This window comes from Aminobacter sp. BA135 (assembly GCF_050859125.1).
Taxonomy (GTDB): domain Bacteria; phylum Pseudomonadota; class Alphaproteobacteria; order Rhizobiales; family Rhizobiaceae; genus Aminobacter; species Aminobacter ciceronei.
Window position 1 is genome coordinate 351,853 of the sequence record NZ_CP139573.1, and the last position, 26,688, is coordinate 378,540.

14 protein-coding genes and 2 pseudogenes are annotated in these 26,688 nt (G+C 62.2%); 12 read left to right on the forward strand and 4 right to left on the reverse strand.

Annotated features, from left to right (window positions below; translation table 11 throughout):
* Positions 1-2 precede the first annotated feature (2 nt).
* Positions 3-1,328 (reverse strand): annotated as a pseudogene (locus tag SLT36_RS29590) (NAD(P)H-dependent oxidoreductase).
* A 73-nt stretch (positions 1,329-1,401) separates the two neighbouring features.
* Between SLT36_RS29590 and SLT36_RS29595 the strand changes: the two are divergent.
* Positions 1,402-1,581: a hypothetical protein gene (locus SLT36_RS29595; RefSeq protein ID WP_432288635.1), complete on the forward strand. Its 180-nt coding sequence runs from the start codon at positions 1,402-1,404 to the stop codon at positions 1,579-1,581.
* On the forward strand, positions 1,578-2,060 hold the full coding sequence (gene greA, locus SLT36_RS29600) for a transcription elongation factor GreA (protein ID WP_432288637.1): 483 nt from the start codon (positions 1,578-1,580) through the stop codon (positions 2,058-2,060). The genes SLT36_RS29595 and greA overlap by 4 nt, the downstream gene beginning before the upstream one ends.
* A gap of 129 nt (positions 2,061-2,189) precedes the next feature.
* Here the strand turns inward: greA and SLT36_RS29605 are convergent, their stop codons facing one another.
* The 3 genes from SLT36_RS29605 to SLT36_RS29615 all read right to left on the reverse strand — a co-directional run bounded on the left by SLT36_RS29605 (position 2,190) and on the right by SLT36_RS29615 (position 5,324).
* Positions 2,190-3,308, reverse strand: coding sequence for a hypothetical protein (locus SLT36_RS29605; RefSeq protein ID WP_432288638.1), 1,119 nt, complete (start codon positions 3,306-3,308; stop codon positions 2,190-2,192).
* Positions 3,309-3,689: 381 nt separating this feature from the next.
* A complete protein-coding gene (locus SLT36_RS29610) occupies positions 3,690-4,196 on the reverse strand; it encodes a GGDEF domain-containing protein (RefSeq protein WP_432289215.1) in 507 nt (168 codons plus the stop codon).
* A gap of 117 nt (positions 4,197-4,313) precedes the next feature.
* Complete coding sequence (locus SLT36_RS29615; RefSeq protein WP_432288640.1) at positions 4,314-5,324, reverse strand: hypothetical protein; 1,011 nt, start codon at positions 5,322-5,324, stop codon at positions 4,314-4,316.
* Positions 5,325-5,558: 234 nt separating this feature from the next.
* Between SLT36_RS29615 and SLT36_RS29620 the strand changes: the two genes are divergently transcribed.
* From SLT36_RS29620 to SLT36_RS29665, 10 genes and pseudogenes are all read left to right on the forward strand, one after another.
* The gene (locus SLT36_RS29620) at positions 5,559-6,485 is read left to right on the forward strand and encodes a transglutaminase-like cysteine peptidase (RefSeq protein WP_432288642.1); all 927 of its coding nucleotides are present in this window, start codon (positions 5,559-5,561) and stop codon (positions 6,483-6,485) included.
* A gap of 327 nt (positions 6,486-6,812) precedes the next feature.
* Positions 6,813-8,258, forward strand: a complete 1,446-nt coding sequence (locus SLT36_RS29625) for a TolC family outer membrane protein (RefSeq protein ID WP_432288644.1) — start codon at positions 6,813-6,815, stop codon at positions 8,256-8,258.
* A gap of 27 nt (positions 8,259-8,285) precedes the next feature.
* Positions 8,286-10,409, forward strand: a pseudogene (locus tag SLT36_RS29630) (type I secretion system permease/ATPase).
* A 56-nt stretch (positions 10,410-10,465) separates the two neighbouring features.
* Positions 10,466-10,846 carry a biotin/lipoyl-binding protein gene (locus SLT36_RS29635; RefSeq protein WP_432288646.1) on the forward strand — a complete coding sequence of 127 codons (381 nt, stop codon included), beginning with the start codon at positions 10,466-10,468 and terminating at the stop codon, positions 10,844-10,846.
* Positions 10,828-11,754 (forward strand): HlyD family type I secretion periplasmic adaptor subunit, encoded by a 927-nt coding sequence (locus SLT36_RS29640; RefSeq protein ID WP_432288647.1) that lies wholly within the window; start codon positions 10,828-10,830, stop codon positions 11,752-11,754. Before SLT36_RS29635 ends, SLT36_RS29640 begins: the two co-directional genes overlap by 19 nt.
* Entirely contained in the window at positions 11,744-12,376 is a 633-nt protein-coding gene (locus tag SLT36_RS29645; RefSeq protein ID WP_432288649.1) for a ribbon-helix-helix domain-containing protein, read from the forward strand. Before SLT36_RS29640 ends, SLT36_RS29645 begins: the two co-directional genes overlap by 11 nt.
* 231 nt (positions 12,377-12,607) lie before the next feature.
* The gene (locus SLT36_RS29650; protein WP_432288650.1) at positions 12,608-13,405 is read left to right on the forward strand and encodes a hypothetical protein; all 798 of its coding nucleotides are present in this window, start codon (positions 12,608-12,610) and stop codon (positions 13,403-13,405) included.
* A 25-nt stretch (positions 13,406-13,430) separates the two neighbouring features.
* Positions 13,431-13,787, forward strand: coding sequence for a hypothetical protein (locus SLT36_RS29655; protein ID WP_432288652.1), 357 nt, complete (start codon positions 13,431-13,433; stop codon positions 13,785-13,787).
* Positions 13,788-13,813: 26 nt separating this feature from the next.
* Entirely contained in the window at positions 13,814-14,245 is a 432-nt protein-coding gene (locus tag SLT36_RS29660) for a DUF5801 repeats-in-toxin domain-containing protein (protein WP_432289217.1), read from the forward strand.
* A gap of 151 nt (positions 14,246-14,396) precedes the next feature.
* Positions 14,397-26,675 (forward strand): Ig-like domain-containing protein, encoded by a 12,279-nt coding sequence (locus SLT36_RS29665; RefSeq protein ID WP_432288653.1) that lies wholly within the window; start codon positions 14,397-14,399, stop codon positions 26,673-26,675.
* The last annotated feature ends 13 nt before the right edge of the window (positions 26,676-26,688 follow it).

Below are 26,688 nucleotides of genomic sequence, written 5' to 3' on the forward strand. Positions count from 1 at the left end.
GATTATGCCTCCGCCCCGTAAACCAGCCTGTCCTGCCTCGCGCGCAGCTCGGCGATCTTGGAGCCTGGCGCGACTGATGCATTGGCAGTGGTGATCAGCTCGCCCTTTTTGATCGGGGCCGTCACCGTGCCGCCCTGCAGCAGGCCGCAGGGGATGGCTTTTGCCGCACGGGCCTCGCCCGCCGTCATGATCCAGGCGCGGTAGGTGTATTCGCCGATGGCATCGAGCGCGTCGCCGGGCGCAAGATCCTTCTTGGCCACCGCACAGACATCAGCCACCGGCTTGGCCAGCGGCACCATGTCGGCCTTGCCGTAGAGCACCACGCGGGCGCAGGTCAGCGGCACCTCGAGCGAGGTCAGGTGATAGGGCCGGTGGAAGGTGAAATACGGGCCATGGCCCATCTTCAAATCTTCCATGCGCTCGCGGATGCGCGGATGCGACATGTCGGCGATGACGAACACGCCGGGGGCAACCCCCTTGCCGATCGAATAGTCGACGACGCCGACCTTGGAGAGAACACCGCCGTCCTTCTCCGGGACCAGCACCTTGTTGAGCTCCGGCAAGGTCGCGGCCGGGCCGTGCATGCCGGCCTTGTCCGGCACCAGACCGGTGGCATTGGCGATCGCCGCCATCTCGACCATGGTCTTGGAGCCGTCGACGAACTCGACAAGCATACGCACGTTCATGTTGCGGCGGGCCGCTTCCTCGGCATAGTCGTGCGGCACGGCGTCGATGTTGAGCGGGTTGTTCTTGCCCTTTGCCGGCAGCGACGATGGTGTGGCCCATCGCCGAGACGAACTCGATCAGCTCCATGCAGGACGACGGCTCGTCGCCGGCGCCGAGCGAATAGGTGACGCCAAGCCTGTCGGCCTCTGACTTGAGATAGGCACCGATGGTGACGTCGGCCTCGACATTCATCATCACCAGATGCTTGCCATGCTCCATGGCGCGCAGGCCGATCTCGGCGCCGACGGCAGGAACGCCCGTCGCATCGATGACGACGTCGATCAGGCCGCTGTTGAGGATGAGATCAGCATCGTTGGTGACCGCGACCTTGCCGGCTTCGATGGCTTCGTTCAGCGCCGAACCGGAGGCAACTTCGCGGGTGACCCTTCTCCTGATAGGCGATGTCGACGCGCGATGCGCGTTGGGCAGGTTGAGCTCGGAGATCGCGCCGACCTCGATGCCGGGCATGTGTGCGCCACCCGCGCCACAATGTCGGTGCCCATCTCGCCCGAGCCGATCAGGCCAATGCGGATCGGCTTGCCGGACTTGCCGCGCTCGGCAAGATCCCGCGCCAAGCCGACAGGGGCTACGTTGATGGTCATCCGATGGTTCCTCCCGAGCACGCTCTGCAATTGCGCCCAGAGGTAATGAACATCTGTATTTGTGTCAATACGAATGTCCATACTTCATGACATCGATGCGCCGTCGCTCGCGAGCCTTTTTTTCGGTGGCGCCGTGATCATGAGCATCCGCCGGCCGCATCGGCTCGAGCTCCGCCAGCAGATTGTTGCAGCTTTATTGTTGGCTGTGGGCTACGACTTGGGAACAGAGTTCGACGGAGTATCGGCCAATTGAGCGTCGCATTTGCCAAGGAAGAAAGTGCTGAGGCGGCATCGGAAACCATTCTGCCGGCACGCCCTATCTCCGATCGGATCAACCTCGTCACGGAGGCGGGCCTTCAGATGCTGAAGGATGATCTGGCCCGCGCCCAGCAAGCACTCGAGGCCGCGAATTTGCTTGAAGACGTCAATGAACGGCGACGGCAGTCGGCGGTTCCGATGCGGGACGTGCGCTATTTTGCTGAACGCGTGCGTACGGCCCAGCTCATGCCGGCGCCGGTCTCGAACGAGGTGGTTGCGTTTGGTCACACCGTCAAGTTCGAGCGTGACGATGGCCGCACCCAGAGCTTCCGCATCGTCGGCGAGGACGAGGCCAACCCGTCTCGAGCCTCCATCTCGCATGGTTCGCCGGTCGCCTTGGCGCTAATCGGCAAGGCCGTCGGCGACATCGTCATGCTGGGGCAGCGCGAGCTTGAGATTCTGTCGATTTCCTAACCCGACACGGCTGCCATCTACGACGACCGGAGTGAGGCGCGCCTAACCACTGCCCCTTGGCCTGACCGCCGCCAGATGCCCGGCAGCGATTAGAATCTTGGCTGGCATGCGACCAACCGAACGATGGCTTTAGTTGGCCGGCAGAACGAGCGGCACAGGGGGCGCAGCCTCAGACACTGGTTCGACCACCACAGTTGCTTCCGCTGTCTCGCTTGGGAAGGTGGCCTTGACCTCGTCGATCTTGCCGTAAGCGTCGCCGACGCCAAGGACATCCTTGGCCCAATCCATGACCTCGTCATTCAAATAGGCGTCGCCGACGCGATTGGGATTGGCTGCGGCGAGCAGCGCCTCGTTGAGGTCGTCTTCGCTGGTGCCGTCGGCCGCGGCATCGGCCGCCGCTTGGGCGTCTGCAAGCTCCTCTTCTGCCTTGGCCAAATCTTCTGCGGCCGCAAGTGCATCAGACAGCGCTGCCTTCTCCGCCTCGAATGCGGCCAGGTCGGCCGGATCGACCGGCGGCTCCAGGGCATCCAGCGCGTCGAGGCGCGCCTGAAGTGCATCTGCGGTCGGATCTGCAATTGGCGCACCGCCGTCAAAAGGCACGATGACTGCTGCGGCCGCATCCAACGCAGCTTGCAACTGGGCGGCCTTTTCGGCTGCTGCTGCTGCAGCTTCGCCCGCCAGCTCTGCCTTGGCAGAATTCAGGACATACTCCCTGACAAGCGCCATCCGCGGAGACTGCGAGTTCAGATAGGCGTGGTAGTTTCGATTAAGTGAGTTGAGAGCCGCCAGGCGCGCATTGAGGTTCTTTTCCTCGATGGGCTTTGCCGCTGGCACCACCACGGAGGCCGGCAGTATGTTGGCCGGCGGGGTCTTGGGATTCTGCTTGGCCTTGGCGGTTTTTGGCGTCGTGCGCTTGTTGTTCGCAGCCGCCGACTTCTTGGTCTGGCCGCCGCCGAAGATCGACTTCATCACGTTGCCGACAGAAGCCGTCTGGACACCTCCGTTCGATTTGGTCTTGCCGGCGGCCGATGCGGACTTGCCGTTGGACGACCCGCTGCTCTTGCCACCACCATTGCCTCGATCGCCACCTCCACCATTGCCACCACCGTTGCCACCGCCATTCTCGCTCTTGGCAAAAGCGGATGTCTGGGCAAAGCCGCCGATTGACCCGATGTCGAGCTTGATCGGCAACGCGCTGATGGCAAACGCGGCGGCCGCGCTAACAAGAAGCTTCCTGCTGTCGGTCACCGGATTTTCTCCCTCTCTCGGTGCTGAATTCGAATCAAGCCCGACGCCACATTAGGATCTCGCGATATGCCTTCCAGCCAACTCGTGTTGCAGCGTGAAATGTCCCGGTGCGCGCCATCAGCGCACAAGTGAGTTCCGTCGCCTGTCCGCCTTGTTGCTCAGGCAGAAACACGCCAGCGACGTCGGTCATCATCAGCAGCAAGGGCAGTGCCGATCGCGGAACCGCCCTTTTTCGACCCGACGAAAGTTTCGCATGCCCTCCCCTCGCCAGAATTTGCGATACATTAGGACACGTTGACATTTCAGGATGTGTTGCCGAAATCGCTAAAATGCCGACTTTCGGAAAGAAGCCTCAATATGGCGAAAAAGGGAATGGTTGCCTCAAGCGTTCAGGCTGGGCTTGTCGTCACCGTCGTCCGACATGTCGGTGAATTCGACGCGGTTGCGGCCGCGGGCCTTTGCTTCGTCAAGACGGCCGTTGGCCTTGCGGAACATCTCGTCGAACTCGAACTGATCGTCGAACAGGACGGCTCCCACGCTGACCGTCAGCGGGCACTGGCGGCCACCCGGTTCGAGCACGGTATCGGAGATCGAGCCACGGATACGCTCGGCGACGCGCTCGGCATTCTCTTTGCTGGCGCCGGGCAGGAAGACCCCGAACTCCTCGCCACCGATGCGGCCGACCAAATCGCCGCCACGGACGGACGACTTGATCGCACCGGCGACGATCTTGAGCACCTCGTCGCCCCAGGCATGGCCGAACCGGGCATTGATCGCCCTGAAGTCGTCGATGTCGACAACCAGCAAGGCGCCCTGCCGGCTGGAGGGCGAGTTGCGAAAGGCGTCGATCAGGCTGGCGAACACGCTGCCGTTCAGGCAGGAGGTCAGGGATCAACCGACGACAGGCGGCTGACTTCCGATTTCAGCGCGCCGAACTTGCGTCGTTCATTGGCGATGATCGTAAGGAGCGGTGCAGCGACGAGCCCGCAACGACACCGGCGCCAATCACTCCGCGCCAGAATATGCCGTCAGCCTGCCTTGAAACAGGAGTGCAGCCGCACCCGCCGCAATGACGACGCAGGCAGCCGTGCCAAGCCCGGCATAGCGCGCGCCGCCGCCGCAGAAATGCCAACCGTATTGCCCGTACCAGAAGTGTCCACGCCAGATCCCTCCGCTCCATGGTCGAATCGATCTACCTGTGGAGAATGAAACATTCCTTGTGCGATTTCGAACAGTTTGACCAAACCGGTCGAAAGTCGCGTCGTATCGGCATAGTAACAGCCCCGAGCGCTGGTTTGAATGGCCTGGCAGGCTCAATCTGGTGGCCCGAACACACCCATCTTCGCCTTGCGCGCGACGGCCTCGGCCTTTTCGTAGCCGCCGCCTGGGCGCGCGTAGGCCCAACCATTGGCAACCAGCCAGGCTCCGACATCCTGTTTGCCAAGCTTGCATGCGGCCGCAACCGGCCGCCTCTCGGCCGGCGGAAACACCTGGCACAGCGGTGCGCGGCCTCGCAACCAGTAGCGGAAGGCGAGCCTGGCACGCTCGCCACAGCGCCATGCCACCCGCGAAGTCGCAGGACTGATCCGGTCTGATCGGCTCGGTGCCGGCCACGAGGATGGTATAGCCCATCGCCTCGAACGAAGCGGATGAGGTCACGACCGGACGGTACAGCACGGTGCCTCTCCAATCGTCGGGCTTGACCGGTTTCGGAGGCGCGGCAAGCCCGAGTTCGCCGAGCGGCGGCCGCGCCTCGATACGTTCCAGTCCGAGCCCCGGAACCTCGGGCGGCGCAACAATGTCGGGCGCGATCGCACGCGAGGCGGCAGGCTCCGTCCCGCCAGCTGTCCGCCCCGATCCATTTTCCAGGACCCGAACTGGATGGAGGTCCGCTTCACCCGCGTCGCTGAAAACCGGCTGCCGTGGCAAACTTGGCACCGACGCGACGACGAACGCGATAGCGCCGATGGCTGCCGCGGCTGCGATATTGATCAGCACAGGACGCGCCTGCTTCATACGTCGCACCCCACCCCGCGCCAGATGCGCGCCGTTTCGACCAAATTGCCTGGCTCCTGTTTCGAAACAGAAGGCCATGGATCGCGGCGGAGCGCCAGTCACCTATGCTGCAAGTGAAAAACTTCGATAAAATTTGATCTAAAATATAGCAGCGATATTATGGGAGAATTGTCCTAGTTCCTTTCCGATAATTTGATACGCCGTTGCTATCGTTCATCAAAATAGGTGAGCGCGATGAAAGCAACGACGGCCAATATTGCAAGATACCTGACCAAGAGCTTTGCAGCTGCAGCATTCCTTGCTGTAGCCGTGCAAGGCGCCATGGCAAGTCAGGATCGCGTCACTGAAGCAACCGTCTCGATTGAGACGCGCATGCCACAGCTTCTTGGTGGCTTGATGCTGGCGGAACCACCGGCAGCCGTTGCGGCCAAGCCCTTCCAGTTTGGACCGGACTTCGATGGCTACGGGCTCCTTGCGCGAACCGCAGTTGGTCAAGTGGAAACGCCGGCGGGCGTCGACCCGATGAAGACAGCGGCCATCATCCCGGGTGTTTTCGGGTCGGTCGCAATTCCGATGCGCAACTTCCCGGTAGCAGGCCGGTGGGCCAAGGTCTATCGCGACATCGGCGGCTGCACCGAAACCTCATGCGGCAAGAATGGCGCTGCACTTTTCGGACTTGCAGTGAACAGCCGCGACAGGAAATTTCTCGACAAGCTCGCCGTCGTGAACCGTGCCGTCAACACCATGATCGCCTATCGCAAGGATCAGGGTGTCTACGGCAATCTGGATTACTGGGCGAAACCGGCTGAAATACTGTCGCGCGGTGCGGGCGACTGTGAAGATTTTGCCATTCTCAAGATGTCGGCACTGATAAAAGCGGGTGTTCCGGCACAAAGCATGTCGCTGGTGGTTCTCCAGGACGCGAGTCGGGGCGTCTTTCACGCGGTGTTGTCCGTTGCCACCCAGAGTGGAACCTTCATTCTCGACAATCTGAGCAACCAGGTCCTGCGCGACGAGGCGCTCAAGAGCTATGTCCCTCTCTACTCGTTCAGCACCGACCGTGCATGGATCCACGGCGCGCGTCCGGGATCGGGGCAAATCGCCTCCGCCAGCAACAATTTTGCCGCGATAGCGCCCGGTGAAGGTCCTCTGCAGCAATAATCCGGTCCCCGCAGAAAAAGACGGACCGAACACTTCACTGCGACTCGGCATCAGGCCGCTGCCGCAATCCCAAGCTGAGTGTGAGCATATCTCGCTTGGCCGCGCGGTGAGAACACAACCTCAGCGCTAACCCAACAAATGTATTTTAGGCGCAGGAAATGTAGCATTTTTGCATCACAGCGGCGACAAATGGCTCGAATGCGATCGAATCGATACCAAAGTAACCAAAACACTGTCGATTTCAGTTCTCTTCTGGATAATTGCATTCAGTTGGGTACGATTGGGGTCTCGAACGCTCTGCGTCGGGATGGGAGTGGGAGATACTTTATGCCGAAGCGTTTTGGGCAACTTGCGGCGCGGCTCACCATCATGTTTGCCGCGACCATGCTGTCGGGCACGGGTGCAAAAGCGCTGACGCTCAAGGAAGCAATGGCTGTCGCCGTCGAATCCAATCCGGAAATCGGCCAGGCAATCGAAAACCGCGAAGCAATCGAATTCGAGCTCAGGCAGGCAAAAGGGCTCTACCTCCCAAGCGTAGACCTCGAAGCATCGACCGGCGTGCGCCGCCTCGACAACCCGTCGCGGCGCCTGAACGGCATCGAAGACGACGAGTTGTACCCGTCGGAAGCCGGCGTGGTCGTCACCCAGAAGCTCTTCGACAATGGCGCCCGGCGCGCCGAACTGACCCGTCAGGCATCGCGCGTCGACGGCGCATCCTTCCGCGTTCTCGAACGCTCCGAATTCATCGGTCTGTCGGTCGTCCAGGACTACCTCGAATACCTGCTGCAGGCGCAGATCGTCGGCGACGCCAAGCGCAACCTCGGTTTCCATCAGTCGATCCTCGGCGACATTCGCGAGGGCATCCAGGGCGGCGCACTCACCGACGCCGACCGCCAGCAGGCCGAGGAGCGGCTCTATGCCGCCAAGGCTCGCGTGCAGGAAGCCTCGGAAGAGCTTGAAGCGGCAAAGATCCGCTTCTTCAAGACTGTCGGCAAGCCGCTGACCAACCCGTCCAAGCCGGGCTCGGTCGCCAAGGCCCTACCCCGTTCGCTCGACGATGCGCTCGGCCTTGCGCGCCGCAACAATCCACGCGTCCACATGGCCAATAGCGATATCGACGCGGCAGCTTCGCTCGTCGATGCGGCCCGCGCCAAATACGGCCCCGAGGTCGTCGCCGAAGGTCGCGCCCGGATCGGCAACGACATTGACGGTGCCGAGGACGAAACCAACGATCTGCAGGCACGGCTTGTGTTGCGCTGGAACCTGTACCGTGGTGGCATCGACAAGGCCAACGAGCAGGAGCAGATCCGGCGCGTCAGCGAGCAGCGGCTCGCCCTGCATCAGGTGCAGCGCGAGATCGAGGAGGCCGTGCGGATTTCATGGGACCGCCGCTTCCGCCAGGCTGATCTGGCCAAGACGCTGCGCCAGCAGTCCATCGCCAACGACAGGCTGGTCACCTCCTATCGTGAGCAGTTCAAGGTCGGCCAGCGTTCGCTGCTCGACGTGCTCGACGCGCAGAACACGCGCTTCAACACCGCCACTCTCTCCAACACTGCCGCATTCGCGTCGCTTTTCGCAGAGTATCGTCTGCTGGCAGCAACCGGACAGCTGCTGAAGACGATGAACCTTGCGCCGGCAAAGCAGGCTGAAGCCTATGCCCGAACCGAGTTCAACGTGCCGGCGACAGCCGACACCGAGACTTATGCGCGGACACCTTCGCAGCAGGCAAACGACATGCCTTTTGATCTCTTGGCCCCAGTCAGAAAGAAGTAGGGCGTCTGACGGCAGACCCCGTCCGTCATGAATCAGCAGGCGCATATCCAGACCCCGGTCGAAGCGTTCAAGTCCTGCTTCTCGGCTGTGGCCGCTTTTCTGGGCCGGCCGAGCGCCGAAACCGTGCTGTTCGCCGGCGTACCCATCTCAGAAGAGCGGATCGAGGTCCAGGAGATCAGGCACCTTGCCGAACGGATCGGCCTCGAGACGACCGAGTTCGCGCATCGCGATTTCATGCGCGGTCGCTTCGACCTGCCGGCCATCATCTTTCGCTCCAATCGCCTGCCGATCGCAATACTGGCCGAACAAGGCGACGGCGCGGAGTTCCTGACCGGACCCCAGGAAGACGGCCGCACGTCGATATCACGTGCCGAACTGACATCCATTCCGATTTCAGGCGGCGTCTGCTTCTCCATTACCTATGCCAATACCGCTGAAGCCATGAATGTCGGCAATGCGGCCAAGATCGAACGCCCGCATTGGCTGTTCGGGACCTTGGGCGCGTTCTGGCGGTCCTATTCGCGCGTGGCGCTGGCGGCGATCTTCATCAATCTACTGGCCATCGCCTCCCCATCTTCACGATGAATGTCTATGACCGCATCCTGCCCAACAAGTATCTCGTCATTGTGGGTGCTGGCAATCGGCGTCGCGACCGCAATCCTTTTCGACCTGTTGCTGAAGACGGCGCGCGCTGCACTCATCGACCATGCCGGCCGCAAGGCCGACCTGCGCATTCCTACATGCTGTTCGAGAAGGTCCTCAACACTTCACTCAGTGCTCGCCCGGCATCCACCGGCGAGTATGCCAACCGCGTTACGCAATACGAATTTGTCCGCGAGTTCTTCACCTCCAACACCGTCAGCACTTTCATCGACACCGCCTTCGTCTTCATCTTCCTGCTGGTAATATATGCCGTCGCAAGCTGGCTGGTGATCGTGCCGATCATCGCCTTCATCGCCGCGATCATCATCGGGCTTGTCGCCCAGCATCGCATCGGAAAGCGCGTTGCCGCGTCGATGAACGAGGCTTCCCAACGCCAGGCGCTGCTTGTCGAGTCGATATCGACTGTCGAGACGATCAAGTCGCTGCGCGCTGAAGCCTATCTGCTGCGCAAGTGGCGCGAGCATTCCAAAAATGCGCCAACACCTCCGAGAAGATCAAGCAGCTTTCGGCTGCCGCGGCCAACATCACTCAGTTCATCCAGCAACTGGTGACGGTGGCGCTGGTGGTGGCAGGAGCCTACGCATTCGACAGCGGCGCGATCTCCACCGGTGCCATCATCGCCGCCGTGATGCTCTCCGGCGCGCCGTGCACCGCTTGGCCAACTGCGCGATGACGATCTCCGCTTCCGCCAGGCGATGCTGTCGTTGCGCGTGTTGAATTCCATCATGCAACAACCCGAGGACCGGCCCGACACCGTCGGCTTCGTCAACCGCCCGATCCGGGTCGGTGCGCTGACGCTGCGCAATGTCGGCTTCGTCTATCCCGGCACCGAGGCGGAGGTCCTGACGGGGGTCAACCTGTCGATCAATCCGGGCGAGCGCATCGGCATCATCGGACGTATCGGCTCAGGCAAGACGACCTTCGGCCGGCTGGTTGGGCGGCTCTATTTGCCGACGACGGGCGAGTTGCTGCTCGACGGCATCGACGTGCGCCAGTATCACCCCTCGGAAGTTCGCGCCGCCGTAGGCATCGTCGCCCAGGCCGGCGACCTGTTTTCAGGCACGATCAAGGAAACCTGCTGATGGCGCGCCCAGAGGCAACGGACGAGGAGATCATCCTCGCTGCCAAGGCCGCCGGCGTCGACGAATTCGTTTCGCGCCATCCGCGCGGCTACGACATGAATGTCGGCGAGCGCGGCACCAATCTTTCTGGCGGGCAGAGACAAGCGGTGGCGATCGCGCGGCTGCTGCTGACCAACCGAAGATCGTCTTTCTCGACGAGCCGTCAGGTTCGATGGACCTGGCCTCCGAGCGCCAACTCATCAAGCAGCTCAAGGTCGCCTTCGACGACAAGACCACTCTGATCATATCGACCCACCGTTACAGTATGCTGGAAATCGTCGACCGTCTCATTGTGGTCGAACAGGGGCGTGTCGTTGCGGATGGACCAAAGAGAGTCATTCAGGCGCTGCAGAAGCCAGGTGGCTGAGATTCATCGGTTTGAGGGGTGATTGTATTGGCCTTGCTCAATATAATGGAGTTCTAATGATAGCCAGGGAAGACCGTCCACCATTGTTTGCATCGGCTGCGGTGTTGATCATCGCAGCCCTGTTTGCGGCATTTGTGGTATGGGCTTCGTTCGCCGAGATCGACGAGATCGCGCGTGGCGAAGGCAAGGTCATTCCGGCATCCAAGACCCAGATCGTGCAGGCAAGTGAGGCCGGCGTAGTCCAGGAGATTGCAGTCAAGATCGGCCAGGTGGTCAAGAAGAACGACCTCATCATCAGGCTCGACAATACGCTCAACACCTCGAGCCTGGGTGAACAGCAGGCAAAGGCGCGCACGCTGAGCGCCCGCATCGCCCGTCTCAGGCAGGAGCAGGAAGGCCGGATCGGCGAGCCGCTCGCTTGCCCGAAAGCCTTGTGAAAGCAGCCCCCGAGATCTGCGAGAAACGAACAGAAACTGCTGGTGGCACGCCGGCAGAATTTCGAAACCAGCTCAATGTGCTGAAGTCGCGACTGGACCAACGCGAAAAGGAACTCAACGAGGCGAAGGTCAATGTCCAGCGCCTGACCGAAAGCCTGAAGGTCAGCGACAGGGAAGCCGAGCTCGTCACCTCCATGGTCAAGCGCAACCTGATGGCCAAGACCGAACAGATTCGTGTCGACCGCGAGCAGACGGAGATGCGAGGCCAGCTCAATCTCGCCGATGAGACGATCAAGCGAACGGGTGCTGCGATCGTCGAGGCGAAACTCCAGGTCGACGAGTTCGGACTGCAACTGCAGCAGGAAGCGCTTGACGAACTGACCCAGGCACTGGCCGAGCTTTCGGTCGTGGAAGAGACAATCCGAGGCGCCACCGACCGCGTCGCACGGACCGACATCCGCTCGCCCGTGGACGGCATTGTCAACACGCTCGACGTCAACACGCTGGGCGCTTTCGTCCAGCCCGGCGCTGTCGTGGCCGGCATCGTGCCGACGTCAGAGACTTTGCTCGTCGAGGCACGCGTCTCGCCACGCGACGTCGCCTTCATCCGTCCGGAGCAGAAGGCGCTGATAAAGGTCTCGGCCTATGATTTCTCGATTTTCGGTGGCCTGGACGGCAAGGTGCAGAACATCACTGCCGACAGCCTCGTCGACCAGAACACCGGGGAACCCTACTATCAAGTCCGGGTTTCGACCGACCGCTCGACACTGCAACGCGATGGCAAATCCTACTCCATCATTCCCGGCATGATCAGTACAGTGGAGATCATCACCGGGCGCAAGACGATCCTGAGCTACCTGCTGAAACCTATCAACAAGGCGCGCGACGAGGCGCTCCATGAACGATAGTGGAGCAGCGCCTGGTGGACCCGCGCTCCACATCTATACGGCCGACGATCTCACATCGGATTTTCGCGTTGTCGTGCGTCAGGGCACGCGACGCGGCATCAAGCTCGAGCGCGTGTTTTGGGCAACGCTGAAACAACTCGCTGAAGACAAACAGTTGACGCTCGGCGAAATGGTCGACGAGATCGAACTCTCCAACAACGAGACCGGCAATCTTACCTCGGCCATCCGTGTTGCCTGCCTGCGCTGGATGACCGATCAAAGAGCAGCGCTGGCCAAGCTGGCCTCGCTGCGGACCATCAACGCCATCCTGGGTGCCTGCCCGGCGCCGGCCTTTGCCTTGTCATCGACAAAGAAGATCCTGACCTTCAACCCTGCCTTCCAGAACCTGGTCAAGCGGCACTTGCCGATCGGATTTGGCGAAGAAGCGCGTCGCGACCTCAGATTGTCCCTCGACCTGAACGTCGCCGACATCTTCACAAGGCTCGACGCCAATTATGGCGTGCCGATCGCCAGCGGCTTCGTCATCGCGACAGCCGAACGGCGCTATCGTGGCCAGCTCAACATCGTCCGCGCGCCGGTCAAGTCGCCGGACCTGCTGCTTTCCTTCGTCGTCAACGGATAGTTGTGAACACGGTTCCTGACATTGACAGCAGACCTTGTTCGATACTCGCGACACTTGGCGAAAATCTGCTAGTCGATGTCGTTCCGGCGCATCTGACTTCGCTAAATTAACCACCCGTTAAGTTTTCATGTTGGCCTGCATATGGGGATATGCAGCTTTGCGCACGCCCCCGTTGCAATCACTCAAATCTCGCTGCTCTGCTACGGCCAGCAAGAAATATGGGGATGGGCTATGGCAACCTCCGTTGACCAGGGAAACGTTTCGGCATCTGCAACCGACAGCGACGCGCTGCTCGATAGGGCAGTGCCATTGTCAGAAGCACAGCTTCTCGCGCAGGCGACCGAGCCTGCAGCAAAGGCCGATCCTGTCCCCGTCGATGCCGGCTCCGGCCAGCCGATCCAGGCCGCACAGCCCAATGCAGCGTCCCAGGCTCAGGCCGCTCCTGCCGAGTATGCCGCCGACGCCTCCAACGTCGTCCATCTGCCTGCCAACATCTCCGTCGACAACATCAAGGTCGACGGCAAGAACCTGATCCTCGAACAGGCCGACGGCACCGAGATCGTCGTCAAGGATGCCGCCTCCAACGTGCCGACCTTCATGCTCGGCGACGTCGAACTCCCGCGTGTTGCCCTGATTGCGGCGCTTGAAGCAGGCGGCGTGGATGTCGCCTTCGGCCCTGACGGATCGATCTCGGTCGGACCCGGCTCCGCCAACAGCTCCGGCGGCAATTTCGAAACACGGTGGGCATCGGCAATGGCTTCGACCTCTCGGCCCTGCTGCCGCCGACGGCGTTGCAGTTCCCACAATATGAAAACCGCGAACTCTACGCCGGTCTCAGGGAGAGGGATACCGATCCGACCATCGATGTCGGCAGCGGATTCTTTGTCGACGAGGAAGCGCTTGCGGATGGATCCAATCCCGGCAGCGATGCCGAGCAGGCAGCGGGCGCATTCGCCATCAATTCCGGGAACGACATTGGCAGCCTGGTCATCAATGGCGTCGACGTCACCAACGGTGGCCAGGTTGTAGGAAGGTTGTAGGAACTTATGGCACCTTGAATGTCACGGGCAACCCTGCCAGCGGCTATAGCTGGACTTATGTTCTCGACGACAACACGTTGAACCATCTTGATGCTGCCTCGACCGGCACTTCAGAAGGTATTTTCGACAGCTTCAACGTTGTGGTGACGGACGAAGACGGTGATGCCGCCTTGGCCACCCTCAACATCGACGTTCTGGACGATGGCCCGACATTGACGGTTCAAGCCAACGGTGAGGCATCAGGCACGCTGACCATCGAAGTCGACGAAACCGTTGGCCCTGACCGCTACAACACCGGGAAGCAGAGAGCGGCACTAACACTAACACTGACGATGCTGCACCAGCCCTCGCGCAGGTCACCACCGGCCTGATTGGCGGACTTTCGTCGCTATTCCTCATTGGCGGCGTCTACGGAGCAGATGGCGCAGGCAATACGGCAGGCACATTTTCATTCACAGGCATTCCCGACACCGGCCTTGCCACCAATCTGCTTGCAACCGATGGCGGTGCGATCAAGCTGTTCCTGGAAGGCGGCGAGATCATCGGCCGCGACACCGACAACAACATGGTGTTCAAGATCGCCATCGTTGGCGCGCCCGGCTCCGAACAGTTGCAGACGACGCTGTATGAAGCGCTCGACCATGGCCAGGATTCCAACCAGTTCGATTCCAGCCAGATCCTGGCCCTGACCCAGGGCAACAAGATCGAGCTGCAGTACGAGGTCACCCGGACCGACGGCGACGGCGACAGCATCACACAGACGGCGACCGTGCAACTGGCCGACAGCCAGGGTTCCGGCTTCGTCTTCGACGACGATGTCCGAGCCTGACGGTTGCAGCCAATCAGGGTGCTGCCGCCCAGCTTGCCGCCGAGTTCGACGAAACCGTCGGCGCTGACCGCTACAATACCGGCGAGGTCGAAAGCGCAGCAACAACAACACCGACGACGCCATTGGCGTTCTGGCACAGGTCTCGAGCAATGTGACCGGCGGCCTGACGCAGCTCTTCACCGTGGGCGGCGACTTCGGCTCGGACGGTCCGGGCAACGTCACCAGTTCCCTGAGCTTCACCGGCATTCCCGACACTGGCCTTGCCACCAACCTGTCGCGACCGACGGCGGCGCGATCACGCTGTTCCTGGAAGGCGGCGAGATTATCGGCCGCGACACCGACAACAACATGGTGCTCAAGATCGCCATCGTTGGCGCGCGCCGGCTCCGAGCAGTTGCAGACGACGCTTTATGAAGCGCTCGACCATGGCCAGGATTCCAACCAGTTCGATTCCAGCCAGATCCTGGCCCTGACCCAGGGCAACAAGATCGAGCTGCAGTACGAGGTCACCCGGACCGACGGCGACGGCGACAGCATCACCCAGACGGCGACCGTGCAGCTGGCCGACAGCCAGGGTTCCGGCTTCGTCTTCGACGACGATGGTCCGAAGCTGGTCGGCAGGGCCCAGCTCGTCGCGACGGTCGACGAAGACGGGCTTGGCAACAGCCAATCCACAGGCAACGCCGACGACGGCAAGACCGGCGAAGTGACAGGGACCAACCTGGCCGTCGCCACGGGAAATGCGGGTGCGCTGCTGTCGCTTGTCGATTTCGGCCAGGACGGGCCCCACCCGACAAAAGCATTCGGCCTCGTCACCCAGGCTACTCCGGTGGACTCTGGGTTCAACTCGAAGGGCGGCGATGTCGTCATCGTTTCGGACGGCACCACCTTGACGGGCTATGTCAACGTCGGGGGCGGCGCGGGATTTGACGCGGGAACCGACCGGGCCGTCTTCACGCTCGTGGTGGGCGGCGATGGCTCTTATGTCTTTACGTTGATCGACCAGATCGACCACCCTGCCCTGACTGGACAGCCCGGTGACGACGCAGAGAACCTGCTCACCAACAGCGGCATCGACCTCTCGTCGTTTGTGGTGGCAATGGATGGCGACGGAGACACCATCGGTCTTGGTGCAGGCTCGTTCCAGGTCCAGGTGCTCGACGATATCCCGACAATCGTCGCCCGCGATGCCGGTTCGACGACAACTACGACGACAGAAACGATCGTCTATACGCTGCAGGCGGGAAATACCGACGTTCGCGGCATGGATGGCACGGGCAACCATGACATCAAGCTTTCCGGCATCGATATCAACGAAGGCGACAACTCCGTCAACACCACGGGCACCAAGATCGGCGTCGGCGACGGCCAGATCATCGACGGTTATGAAACCCATCCGAAGACGACCGGTCCCGAAATCCTGACGATGGATTTCGTCAACAACCTGTCCATCACGCCCAACAATCCCAACCCGCCGATTGTCACAGATGGCGGCTCGTACGACGTCAGTTCGGTCACCTTCTCCATCGACGTTGCCGAAGCGAAGGGGATCGAGTCCGCCGTCCTGTTCATCGGCGCCAAGGATGGCGGCGCATTCGAAGCCGTCACCGTCAAGATAAACGGTGTCTCGGTCGTGGGTACCCCTGTGTTCGAAGGGGGAGTCCAGGTCGGCTACGCCTTCGGCAACGTGCCGGACGGTGCCACCGTCGAGGTCACCGGCAACACCCCCTTCGATCAGCTCAGGGTTGGCAACTACAACGACTTCACCTTCGACTCGACCGCGGGCGGGACGGATACGACGCTTACGGGCGGCAATCCGTTCAAGATCTATGGCATAGAGGCGAAGGTCACCATCACGACCACGGTGACTGAAGTCTTCCGCGTCAGCCACGACGAGTCGGCCGGCGTCAATACCGGCAGCGATCCAAATCCGGCCAACGACGTCGCGCTGATACCTCACCCGGCGCTGATCGATGGCGCCTTCGGTTATGCCAAGTCTTCGGCATCGGTACTGACGCTGTTCCAGGATGTTTCGGTCGGCGCGGACGATGACGCCACCTATGCCTATGCCATCACGGACGCCAATGGCAATGCGCTCAGCAATGTCGATTCCGGCCTGAAGAGCCTCGACGGCACGGCGATCATGCTTTCCACCGACGGCAACGGTGTCCTTGTCGGCACTGCCGGCGGCGAAACCGTCTTCAAGGTCTATGTCGACGGCGATGGCGCCGTCTGGATCGCGCAATACAAACCGATTGCACATGCAATTGACGGTTCGAGCGCCGCCGCCTTCGACGACATCGCGACAATCGCAGCGGAGCTTCATGTCAAGGCGACGATCACCGACTTCGATGGCGATTCGACTTCGGCGGTTTCCGATGTGGCGCTTGCCATTGACTTCCAGGACGACGGCCCTGTTGCCCATAACGACCAGAACTCGGTCACCGAGGACGGTCCCGTTTCGGCCAGCGGCAACGTGGTCACGGATGCACCAGGAGCAGACGCCACCGGCACGGATGGCTTCGGTTCGATCGCATGGGACGGCGCTGCGGGAACTGTTGTCGCCGGCACCTATGGCCAGCTTACCGTCGGCGTGGACGGCAGCTACACCTACACCCTCTATACCCAGGCACAGAACCCTGCCGGCTATACCGCCGTGCAGGGGCTTTCGGCCAACGAGACGCTTGCGGAGTCGTTCGACTACACCTTGACCGATGGCGACGGCGACAGCTCGCCGGCAACGCTGACCATCACCATCAACGGTGCTGACGACGGCGTGACCATTGGCGGGCTGACTCCGAGCGCTGAGGGCGGCGACGCCGTCGTTGACGAAAAGGGCCTGCCGCCGCGCTCCGGGGAACCGGCTGGTTCCGGCGAGGCGTCCCCCAACCCGAATGACAATTCTGACACGTCGGAGACGACCACCGGCAATTTCAACTTCACTTCGCCGGATGGGCTGCAGTCGCTGACGATTGCGGGAACGGTGATCAGCTACGCCCAGCTCGCCGCCTCCGGCAGCACTCCCATCACCATCGCCGGCGGTCCGGCCTACGGCACCCTGATCATCAACGGCTTCACCGGCAGCCAGGCCGGCGGCACGGTTCAGTACCGGTTCACCCTGACCGACAATCTCACCAGCCACACCGACAACGCCCTCAGCGGCGTCGATGGCGATTCGGATCGCGGCGCCGCCGATCAACTGTTCGCCGATTATGCGATCTCGGTCACCGATACCGACGGCAGCTCCGCGCCTGGAACCCTGTCGATCGCAATCAACGACGACGGCCCGACCGCCAACAATGACGTTGCCACGCAGGGCGCCGAGAACCAGGCGTTCACGATCGATGCGTTTGCCAACGACGTGTTCGGCGCCGATGGCGTCGACATCGACAACAACCCGGCAGTGGCGGTGACCTTCACCCAGCCGACGCAGGGTGTCGTCACCTACGACCCGACGACCGGCCTGTTCACCTACACGCCGAATGCCGGCGCCGGCAGCAGCTCGACCGCCGACAGCTTCACCTACACCATCAAGGATGGCGACGGCGACGTCTCGACCGCGACCGTGTCGCTGACACTGGCAGCGGATTCGACCCCGACGGTCACGGTGACCGACGGCACCGTCGACGAGAAGGGTCTCGTCAACGGCTCCGGCGAGGTCGCCAACCCGGCGCCCGACACCGACAACTCCGAGACCACGACCGGCACCTTCACCGTTGCCACCGGCAGCGATGGCCTGGCCAAGCTCGAGATCCAGGACAAGGACGGCGTCTGGCAGAACGTCACCGGCGGCGGCACCGTCCAGGGCGCCAATGGCGTGCTGACGGTGACCAACACTGCCGGCACCTACAGCTGGAGCTACACCCTTTCCAACAACCTGCTGAGCCATGACGACAACGCCCTCAGCGGCGTCGATGGCGACAGCGACCGTGGTGCCGCCGACCAGAAGCCCGGCGACAACTTCCAGGTCCGCGTCGAAGACAGCGACGGCGACGTCTCTGCACCCGACACGCTGACCATCACCGTCAACGACGACGGCCCGACCGCCAACAATGACGTTGCCACGCAGGGCGCCGAGAACCAGGCGTTCACGATCGATGCGTTTGCCAACGACGTGTTCGGCGCCGATGGCGTCGACATCGACAACAACCCGGCAGTGGCGGTGACCTTCACCCAGCCGACGCAGGGTGTCGTCACCTACGACCCGACGACCGGCCTGTTCACCTACACGCCGAATGCCGGCGCCGGCAGCAGCTCGACCGCCGACAGCTTCACCTACACCATCAAGGATGGCGACGGCGACGTCTCGACCGCGACCGTGTCGCTGACACTGGCAGCGGATTCGACCCCGACGGTCACGGTGACCGACGGCACCGTCGACGAGAAGGGTCTCGTCAACGGCTCCGGCGAGGTCGCCAACCCGGCGCCCGACACCGACAACTCCGAGACCACGACCGGCACCTTCACCGTTGCCACCGGCAGCGATGGCCTGGCCAAGCTCGAGATCCAGGACAAGGACGGCGTCTGGCAGAACGTCACCGGCGGCGGCACCGTCCAGGGCGCCAATGGCGTGCTGACGGTGACCAACACTGCCGGCACCTACAGCTGGAGCTACACCCTTTCCAACAACCTGCTGAGCCATGACGACAACGCCCTCAGCGGCGTCGATGGCGACAGCGACCGTGGTGCCGCCGACCAGAAGCCCGGCGACAACTTCCAGGTCCGCGTCGAAGACAGCGACGGCGACGTCTCTGCACCCGACACGCTGACCATCACCGTCAACGACGACGGCCCGACCGCCAACAATGACGTTGCCACGCAGGGCGCCGAGAACCAGGCGTTCACGATCGATGCGTTTGCCAACGACGTGTTCGGCGCCGATGGCGTCGACATCGACAACAACCCGGCAGTGGCGGTGACCTTCACCCAGCCGACGCAGGGTGTCGTCACCTACGACCCGACGACCGGCCTGTTCACCTACACGCCGAATGCCGGCGCCGGCAGCAGCTCGACCGCCGACAGCTTCACCTACACCATCAAGGATGGCGACGGCGACGTCTCGACCGCGACCGTGTCGCTGACACTGGCAGCGGATTCGACCCCGACGGTCACGGTGACCGACGGCACCGTCGACGAGAAGGGTCTCGTCAACGGCTCCGGCGAGGTCGCCAACCCGGCGCCCGACACCGACAACTCCGAGACCACGACCGGCACCTTCACCGTTGCCACCGGCAGCGATGGCCTGGCCAAGCTCGAGATCCAGGACAAGGACGGCGTCTGGCAGAACGTCACCGGCGGCGGCACCGTCCAGGGCGCCAATGGCGTGCTGACGGTGACCAACACTGCCGGCACCTACAGCTGGAGCTACACCCTTTCCAACAACCTGCTGAGCCATGACGACAACGCCCTCAGCGGCGTCGATGGCGACAGCGACCGTGGTGCCGCCGACCAGAAGCCCGGCGACAACTTCCAGGTCCGCGTCGAAGACAGCGACGGCGACGTCTCTGCACCCGACACGCTGACCATCACCGTCAACGACGACGGCCCGACCGCCAACAATGACGTTGCCACGCAGGGCGCCGAGAACCAGGCGTTCACGATCGATGCGTTTGCCAACGACGTGTTCGGCGCCGATGGCGTCGACATCGACAACAACCCGGCAGTGGCGGTGACCTTCACCCAGCCGACGCAGGGTGTCGTCACCTACGACCCGACGACCGGCCTGTTCACCTACACGCCGAATGCCGGCGCCGGCAGCAGCTCGACCGCCGACAGCTTCACCTACACCATCAAGGATGGCGACGGCGACGTCTCGACCGCGACCGTGTCGCTGACACTGGCAGCGGATTCGACCCCGACGGTCACGGTGACCGACGGCACCGTCGACGAGAAGGGTCTCGTCAACGGCTCCGGCGAGGTCGCCAACCCGGCGCCCGACACCGACAACTCCGAGACCACGACCGGCACCTTCACCGTTGCCACCGGCAGCGATGGCCTGGCCAAGCTCGAGATCCAGGACAAGGACGGCGTCTGGCAGAACGTCACCGGCGGCGGCACCGTCCAGGGCGCCAATGGCGTGCTGACGGTGACCAACACTGCCGGCACCTACAGCTGGAGCTACACCCTTTCCAACAACCTGCTGAGCCATGACGACAACGCCCTCAGCGGCGTCGATGGCGACAGCGACCGTGGTGCCGCCGACCAGAAGCCCGGCGACAACTTCCAGGTCCGCGTCGAAGACAGCGACGGCGACGTCTCTGCACCCGACACGCTGACCATCACCGTCAACGACGACGGCCCGACCGCCAACAATGACGTTGCCACGCAGGGCGCCGAGAACCAGGCGTTCACGATCGATGCGTTTGCCAACGACGTGTTCGGCGCCGATGGCGTCGACATCGACAACAACCCGGCAGTGGCGGTGACCTTCACCCAGCCGACGCAGGGTGTCGTCACCTACGACCCGACGACCGGCCTGTTCACCTACACGCCGAATGCCGGCGCCGGCAGCAGCTCGACCGCCGACAGCTTCACCTACACCATCAAGGATGGCGACGGCGACGTCTCGACCGCGACCGTGTCGCTGACACTGGCAGCGGATTCGACCCCGACGGTCACGGTGACCGACGGCACCGTCGACGAGAAGGGTCTCGTCAACGGCTCCGGCGAGGTCGCCAACCCGGCGCCCGACACCGACAACTCCGAGACCACGACCGGCACCTTCACCGTTGCCACCGGCAGCGATGGCCTGGCCAAGCTCGAGATCCAGGACAAGGACGGCGTCTGGCAGAACGTCACCGGCGGCGGCACCGTCCAGGGCGCCAATGGCGTGCTGACGGTGACCAACACTGCCGGCACCTACAGCTGGAGCTACACCCTTTCCAACAACCTGCTGAGCCATGACGACAACGCCCTCAGCGGCGTCGATGGCGACAGCGACCGTGGTGCCGCCGACCAGAAGCCCGGCGACAACTTCCAGGTCCGCGTCGAAGACAGCGACGGCGACGTCTCTGCACCCGACACGCTGACCATCACCGTCAACGACGACGGCCCGACCGCCAACAATGACGTTGCCACGCAGGGCGCCGAGAACCAGGCGTTCACGATCGATGCGTTTGCCAACGACGTGTTCGGCGCCGATGGCGTCGACATCGACAACAACCCGGCAGTGGCGGTGACCTTCACCCAGCCGACGCAGGGTGTCGTCACCTACGACCCGACGACCGGCCTGTTCACCTACACGCCGAATGCCGGCGCCGGCAGCAGCTCGACCGCCGACAGCTTCACCTACACCATCAAGGATGGCGACGGCGACGTCTCGACCGCGACCGTGTCGCTGACACTGGCAGCGGATTCGACCCCGACGGTCACGGTGACCGACGGCACCGTCGACGAGAAGGGTCTCGTCAACGGCTCCGGCGAGGTCGCCAACCCGGCGCCCGACACCGACAACTCCGAGACCACGACCGGCACCTTCACCGTTGCCACCGGCAGCGATGGCCTGGCCAAGCTCGAGATCCAGGACAAGGACGGCGTCTGGCAGAACGTCACCGGCGGCGGCACCGTCCAGGGCGCCAATGGCGTGCTGACGGTGACCAACACTGCCGGCACCTACAGCTGGAGCTACACCCTTTCCAACAACCTGCTGAGCCATGACGACAACGCCCTCAGCGGCGTCGATGGCGACAGCGACCGTGGTGCCGCCGACCAGAAGCCCGGCGACAACTTCCAGGTCCGCGTCGAAGACAGCGACGGCGACGTCTCTGCACCCGACACGCTGACCATCACCGTCAACGACGACGGCCCGACCGCCAACAATGACGTTGCCACGCAGGGCGCCGAGAACCAGGCGTTCACGATCGATGCGTTTGCCAACGACGTGTTCGGCGCCGACGGCGTCGACATCGACAACAACCCGGCAGTGGCGGTGACCTTCACCCAGCCGACGCAGGGTGTCGTCACCTACGACCCGACGAACGGCCTGTTCACCTACACGCCGAATGCCGGCGCCGGCAGCAGCTCGACCGCCGACAGCTTCACCTACACCATCAAGGATGGTGACGGCGACGTCTCGACGGCGACCGTGTCGCTGACCCTGGCTGCGGATTCGACCCCGACGGTGTCTTCGGCCGCAAACCTGGTCGTCGACGAAGACGGCTTTGCCAATGCGGCGGTCGACACCTCGACGACGCGCGCAGACGAGACGGACTCGACCGAGAGCCTGACCCAGTCGGGCACTGCGGTGGTCAACTTCGGCAGCGACGTTCCCGCCAACCTTGCCGCCTCGATCGCACTGGTCGACACGGCTGGCCTCGACGGGCAGTTGCAAACGCTGGCCGGCAATGCCGTGAACTTCGGCCTAGAGAGTGGCGCCCTGGTAGGCCGTGACAGTGTCACCAACGCCGAAGTGATCCGCATTGCGGTCACCGGCGCGGTGGCGGGACCTGGCGCAGGCGACGTGACCTACAGCTACTCGACGACGCTGTCGCAACCGATCAAGCACACTGCCGGCGGCATCGAGAACAGCGCGGTGCTGACCGGTGTCACCTTCCAGGCGACCGACAAGGATGGTGACCCCGTGCAGGGCACCTTCAGCGTCACCGTCGTCGACGACGTGCCCCAGGCTAATGCGACTACCGCAGCGACCGTCCTTGACGACGAGGCACAGCCTGGCGGCATCACTGCCAACGAGGCTCCTGGAGATGTTGATGCACCGGAAGCGGCCAAAGTGGCCACGGGCACGCTCAACATAACGCCTGGCGCGGACGGACTGGCCTCGGTCGCCTTCTCCGCCACCGTAACTGCCGCCGGCGAAGCCGGCCCGGTTTCGCCGTTGCAGGCGATCTACGTGGATCCAGTTACCAAGTTGCCCACGCTCGAGACCATCAGCACCAGCTGGACTTCAGACGGGGCTGGGGGCGGCACACTTACTGGCACCAGCGTGCATTTCCCGGCAGGATCGCCGGCATTTACGCTCAAGGTCGAGGCGGACGGCGATTACACGTTCACGCTCAACGCACCTCTATCTCATCCGCTGAGCGACGATGTCGGTGGCTCCGTGCTTACGGCCTATGAAGACAACCTCGTCCTCACCTTCAACTATACGGCTACCGATCGTGACGGCGACACCACCAACTCTACCTTGACCATCACGGTCGACGACGACACGCCAGATGCCGTCAACGACACGGCCGTGGTCGACGAGGGAACCATTCCGAGTGTCAATATAGTGTTGGTCATCGACACCTCTGGCAGCATGGACGATGACGATCTCGATCCAGGCCCCGGCGTCTTGACGCGTTTGGACCTTGCCAAGGCGGCAGCACTCAATCTGCTGAACTCGCCCGGGGTGAACATCAATCAGGTTATGGTGGTCGAATTCTACAATGGCACGACCGTCAATACCCCGATCTGGGGAAATTGGAGCAACGCAGCCGACAAGGCTGACATCGAGTCGTTCATCAACTCCAGAGTCGCCGGCGGCGGAACGAGTTACGATGCCGCGACAGCAGCGGTTCGCGCGAATTGGGGAACGGGGCCCTCTGAGGCCGATTTCACCAATGTCTACTTCCTGTCGGACGGCAATCCCGATCCGAACTCCGCCGGACTTGACGCCACGGAGCAGGGAGTCTGGGAGAGCTTCCTGGTCAATCCGGACAACAATGCGGCGACAAATGACGCCATCGACAACGTCTACGCCGTCGGCATTGGCAATGGCATCACGACAGGCCCGCTCGAGCCGATCTCATGGTCGAACGGCAATGCGAACTTCCCGCCGATTATCATTACGGAAGCCACCCAGCTCAGCCAGACGCTGACGAATACACTGCCAAGTGCGGTGACAGGCAACGTGCTTGCGAATGATGGGGTTCCGGCCAGCGCGTTTGGTGCTGACGGCGGCTTTATCAAGACAATCGTCGTCGATGGTGTCACCTACACCTACAATCCGGCCAACGGCACGATTACCGCCTCCGCTTCCGATCCAGGCCTGATTTCGAACACCGGCACACAGATCAAGATACAGACCGACCTGGGTGGCGTGTTCGTCTTCAACTTCGCCAACAATGGCTCAAATCAGGCAGGAGCCTGGGGCTACACAGCGCCGACCGGCGTCACCAGCGACAAGCACGAGCTCTTCACCTACACTCTGGTGGATGGCGACGGTGACGGCGATTCGGCCACGCTGGATATCACCGTCCAGAACGTGAACAAGGTTCCGACTGGCGGCAGCGTAGCTGCGCAGCTCGATGACGAAGGACTGTCCGGCGGCAACGCAGGCGGCACGGGCGACATAGTTGTCCCAGCGCAATCCGACAACAACGAGGCCACGTTCAGCGGCACGCTGACTGGAACCGGCGGCGATGGCGCATTGACCTACAGCTTCTCCAACCTGAACACGACCACGCAGGCGGTCGGAACCGAGACAGTGCAATACGGCTGGAACGCTACGACCAACATGCTGACGGCAACCATTGCCGGAGGCGCGCGAGCGGGCCAAACTCTGTTCACGGTCGCATTGAACCCCGCGACCGGCGCCTACGACCTGGTTCTCCTCAAGCCGGTCATGCATGCGACCGGTGGCAACGAACAGAGCATCGTTGTCAATCTGGACTACAAGGTTGCGGATTCCGATGCCGATGTCTCGGCGACGGATACGGGAACGGGCCAGCTTGCCATAACGTTCAATGACGACACGCCGGAGGGGTTTTCTGCCCAGTCGATGCGGATCGAAAACATTACCAATGCGACAGGCAGCGGCGCCCTCAACTTCTTCGAGAGCATTGGAGCGGACGGCGGATCGGTAGTCTTTACGGGCACCAACAACTCCAACCTTCAGACAACTGGCAGCACAAACATTACTTCCGGCGGCGTACAGGTTAAGCTCTACGGGTTTGGCACTGACATGCTCGTCGCCAAGACCGGAGCCGATGCCGCTGGCAATGGCGGCACGACGGTCTTTACGGTCAAGCTTTCGCCCAATGCGAGTGTCGAGGCCCAGGACGCGTATACGGTAAAATTCTTCAAGCCACTCGACGATGGCTCAGGCCAGACCATCAATCCAAGCAACTACACGGACAACTCGTCACAAAACTACAAGGTCTTCAACGGTGCGAACGATCGCGACGTGATCATTTCGGCCGATAACGCAGGAAGTGCTGCGCGCGTAAATGGCAGCAACAATGGTGGTCTGTACACGGACTTCGGCGTCGGAAGCGGGACGACAATTGCATCCGGTGAGAAACTCCGGTTCGATTTCGCAACCGGTGCAGGCGTAAGCGGCGGCGGCAACAACAGCATCAGCCCTGCATCACTGAACCATTACCTCGTAAATGGATTTACCTTTACGCTTCAAAATTCCGGCACTTCAACACTTCTGATAACTGCCATCGACGCGGACAACGACACTACGTTTACCGACGACACGACAACGGTACCGGTATTTGAAGTTTACAAGAATGGCGTCTTGACCTCATACACCGTCTCCGGCGGAGGCATCCTTGTCTCGGGTGTGAACGGAGATGTTTTTGCCATCGTCGGCGCCAATGGCTACGACCGCATTGAGGTTGGCTACAGCAGCGGAGCAAATTTCACGGTCGCGAACGTCGGATTTACCGAGTTCAACGTTGGCAATCCGCTCGCCATGAACTTCAATGTAACAGCGACCGACGCAGACGGGGATACGGCTGCCGGCACGATCGGTATCACCACGGCCCCACTGTCGGGTACAGTTGCCGGAACCAGCAGCGGAGAAACAATCGTAGCTGGTAGTGGTAGCGACACGATCAACGCAGGTTCCGGCGACGATTGGCTGATCGGTGGCTCGGGTGCCGATACCCTCAATGGCGAAGGTGGTACTGACACTGCCGTTTATCGGGATTCGGCCGCAGGCGTGACTGTGACCGTGAATGGCTCGGGCATCGGGGGGGACGCCCAAGGTGATACCTTGTCAGGAATAGAGAATTTGATGGGGTCCAACTTCGCCGATACGCTGACAGGCGACGGCAGCGCCAACATTCTCTATGGCCTTGACGGCGACGACATCCTTAGCGGCGCAGGCGGGGCCGATATCCTCGACGGCGGTTCGGGTGCCGATCGCATGACGGGCGGCAGCGGCGGAGATACATTTGTCATCAGTGCCGACGCAATCGGCGCGATCAACGATGTCATCACCGATTTCAACCCCGGCCAAGGCGATCAGATTGACCTGAGCGAACTGCTGTCCGGAATCGCTCCCGGTACCAATCTCGAGACGTCGGGCTACGTCAGCATCGTCCAGAATGGCGCAAATGCCGAGCTTCAGGTCGATGTGGATGGCGGCGGCAACAATTTCCAGACGGTCGCGGTGCTCGAAAATTACACCGCCGTCAACGAAGCCGTGAAGGTGCTGTTCGAAGATAATGCGGGCACCAAGCATCAGGATAACATATGATGCCTGGACAACG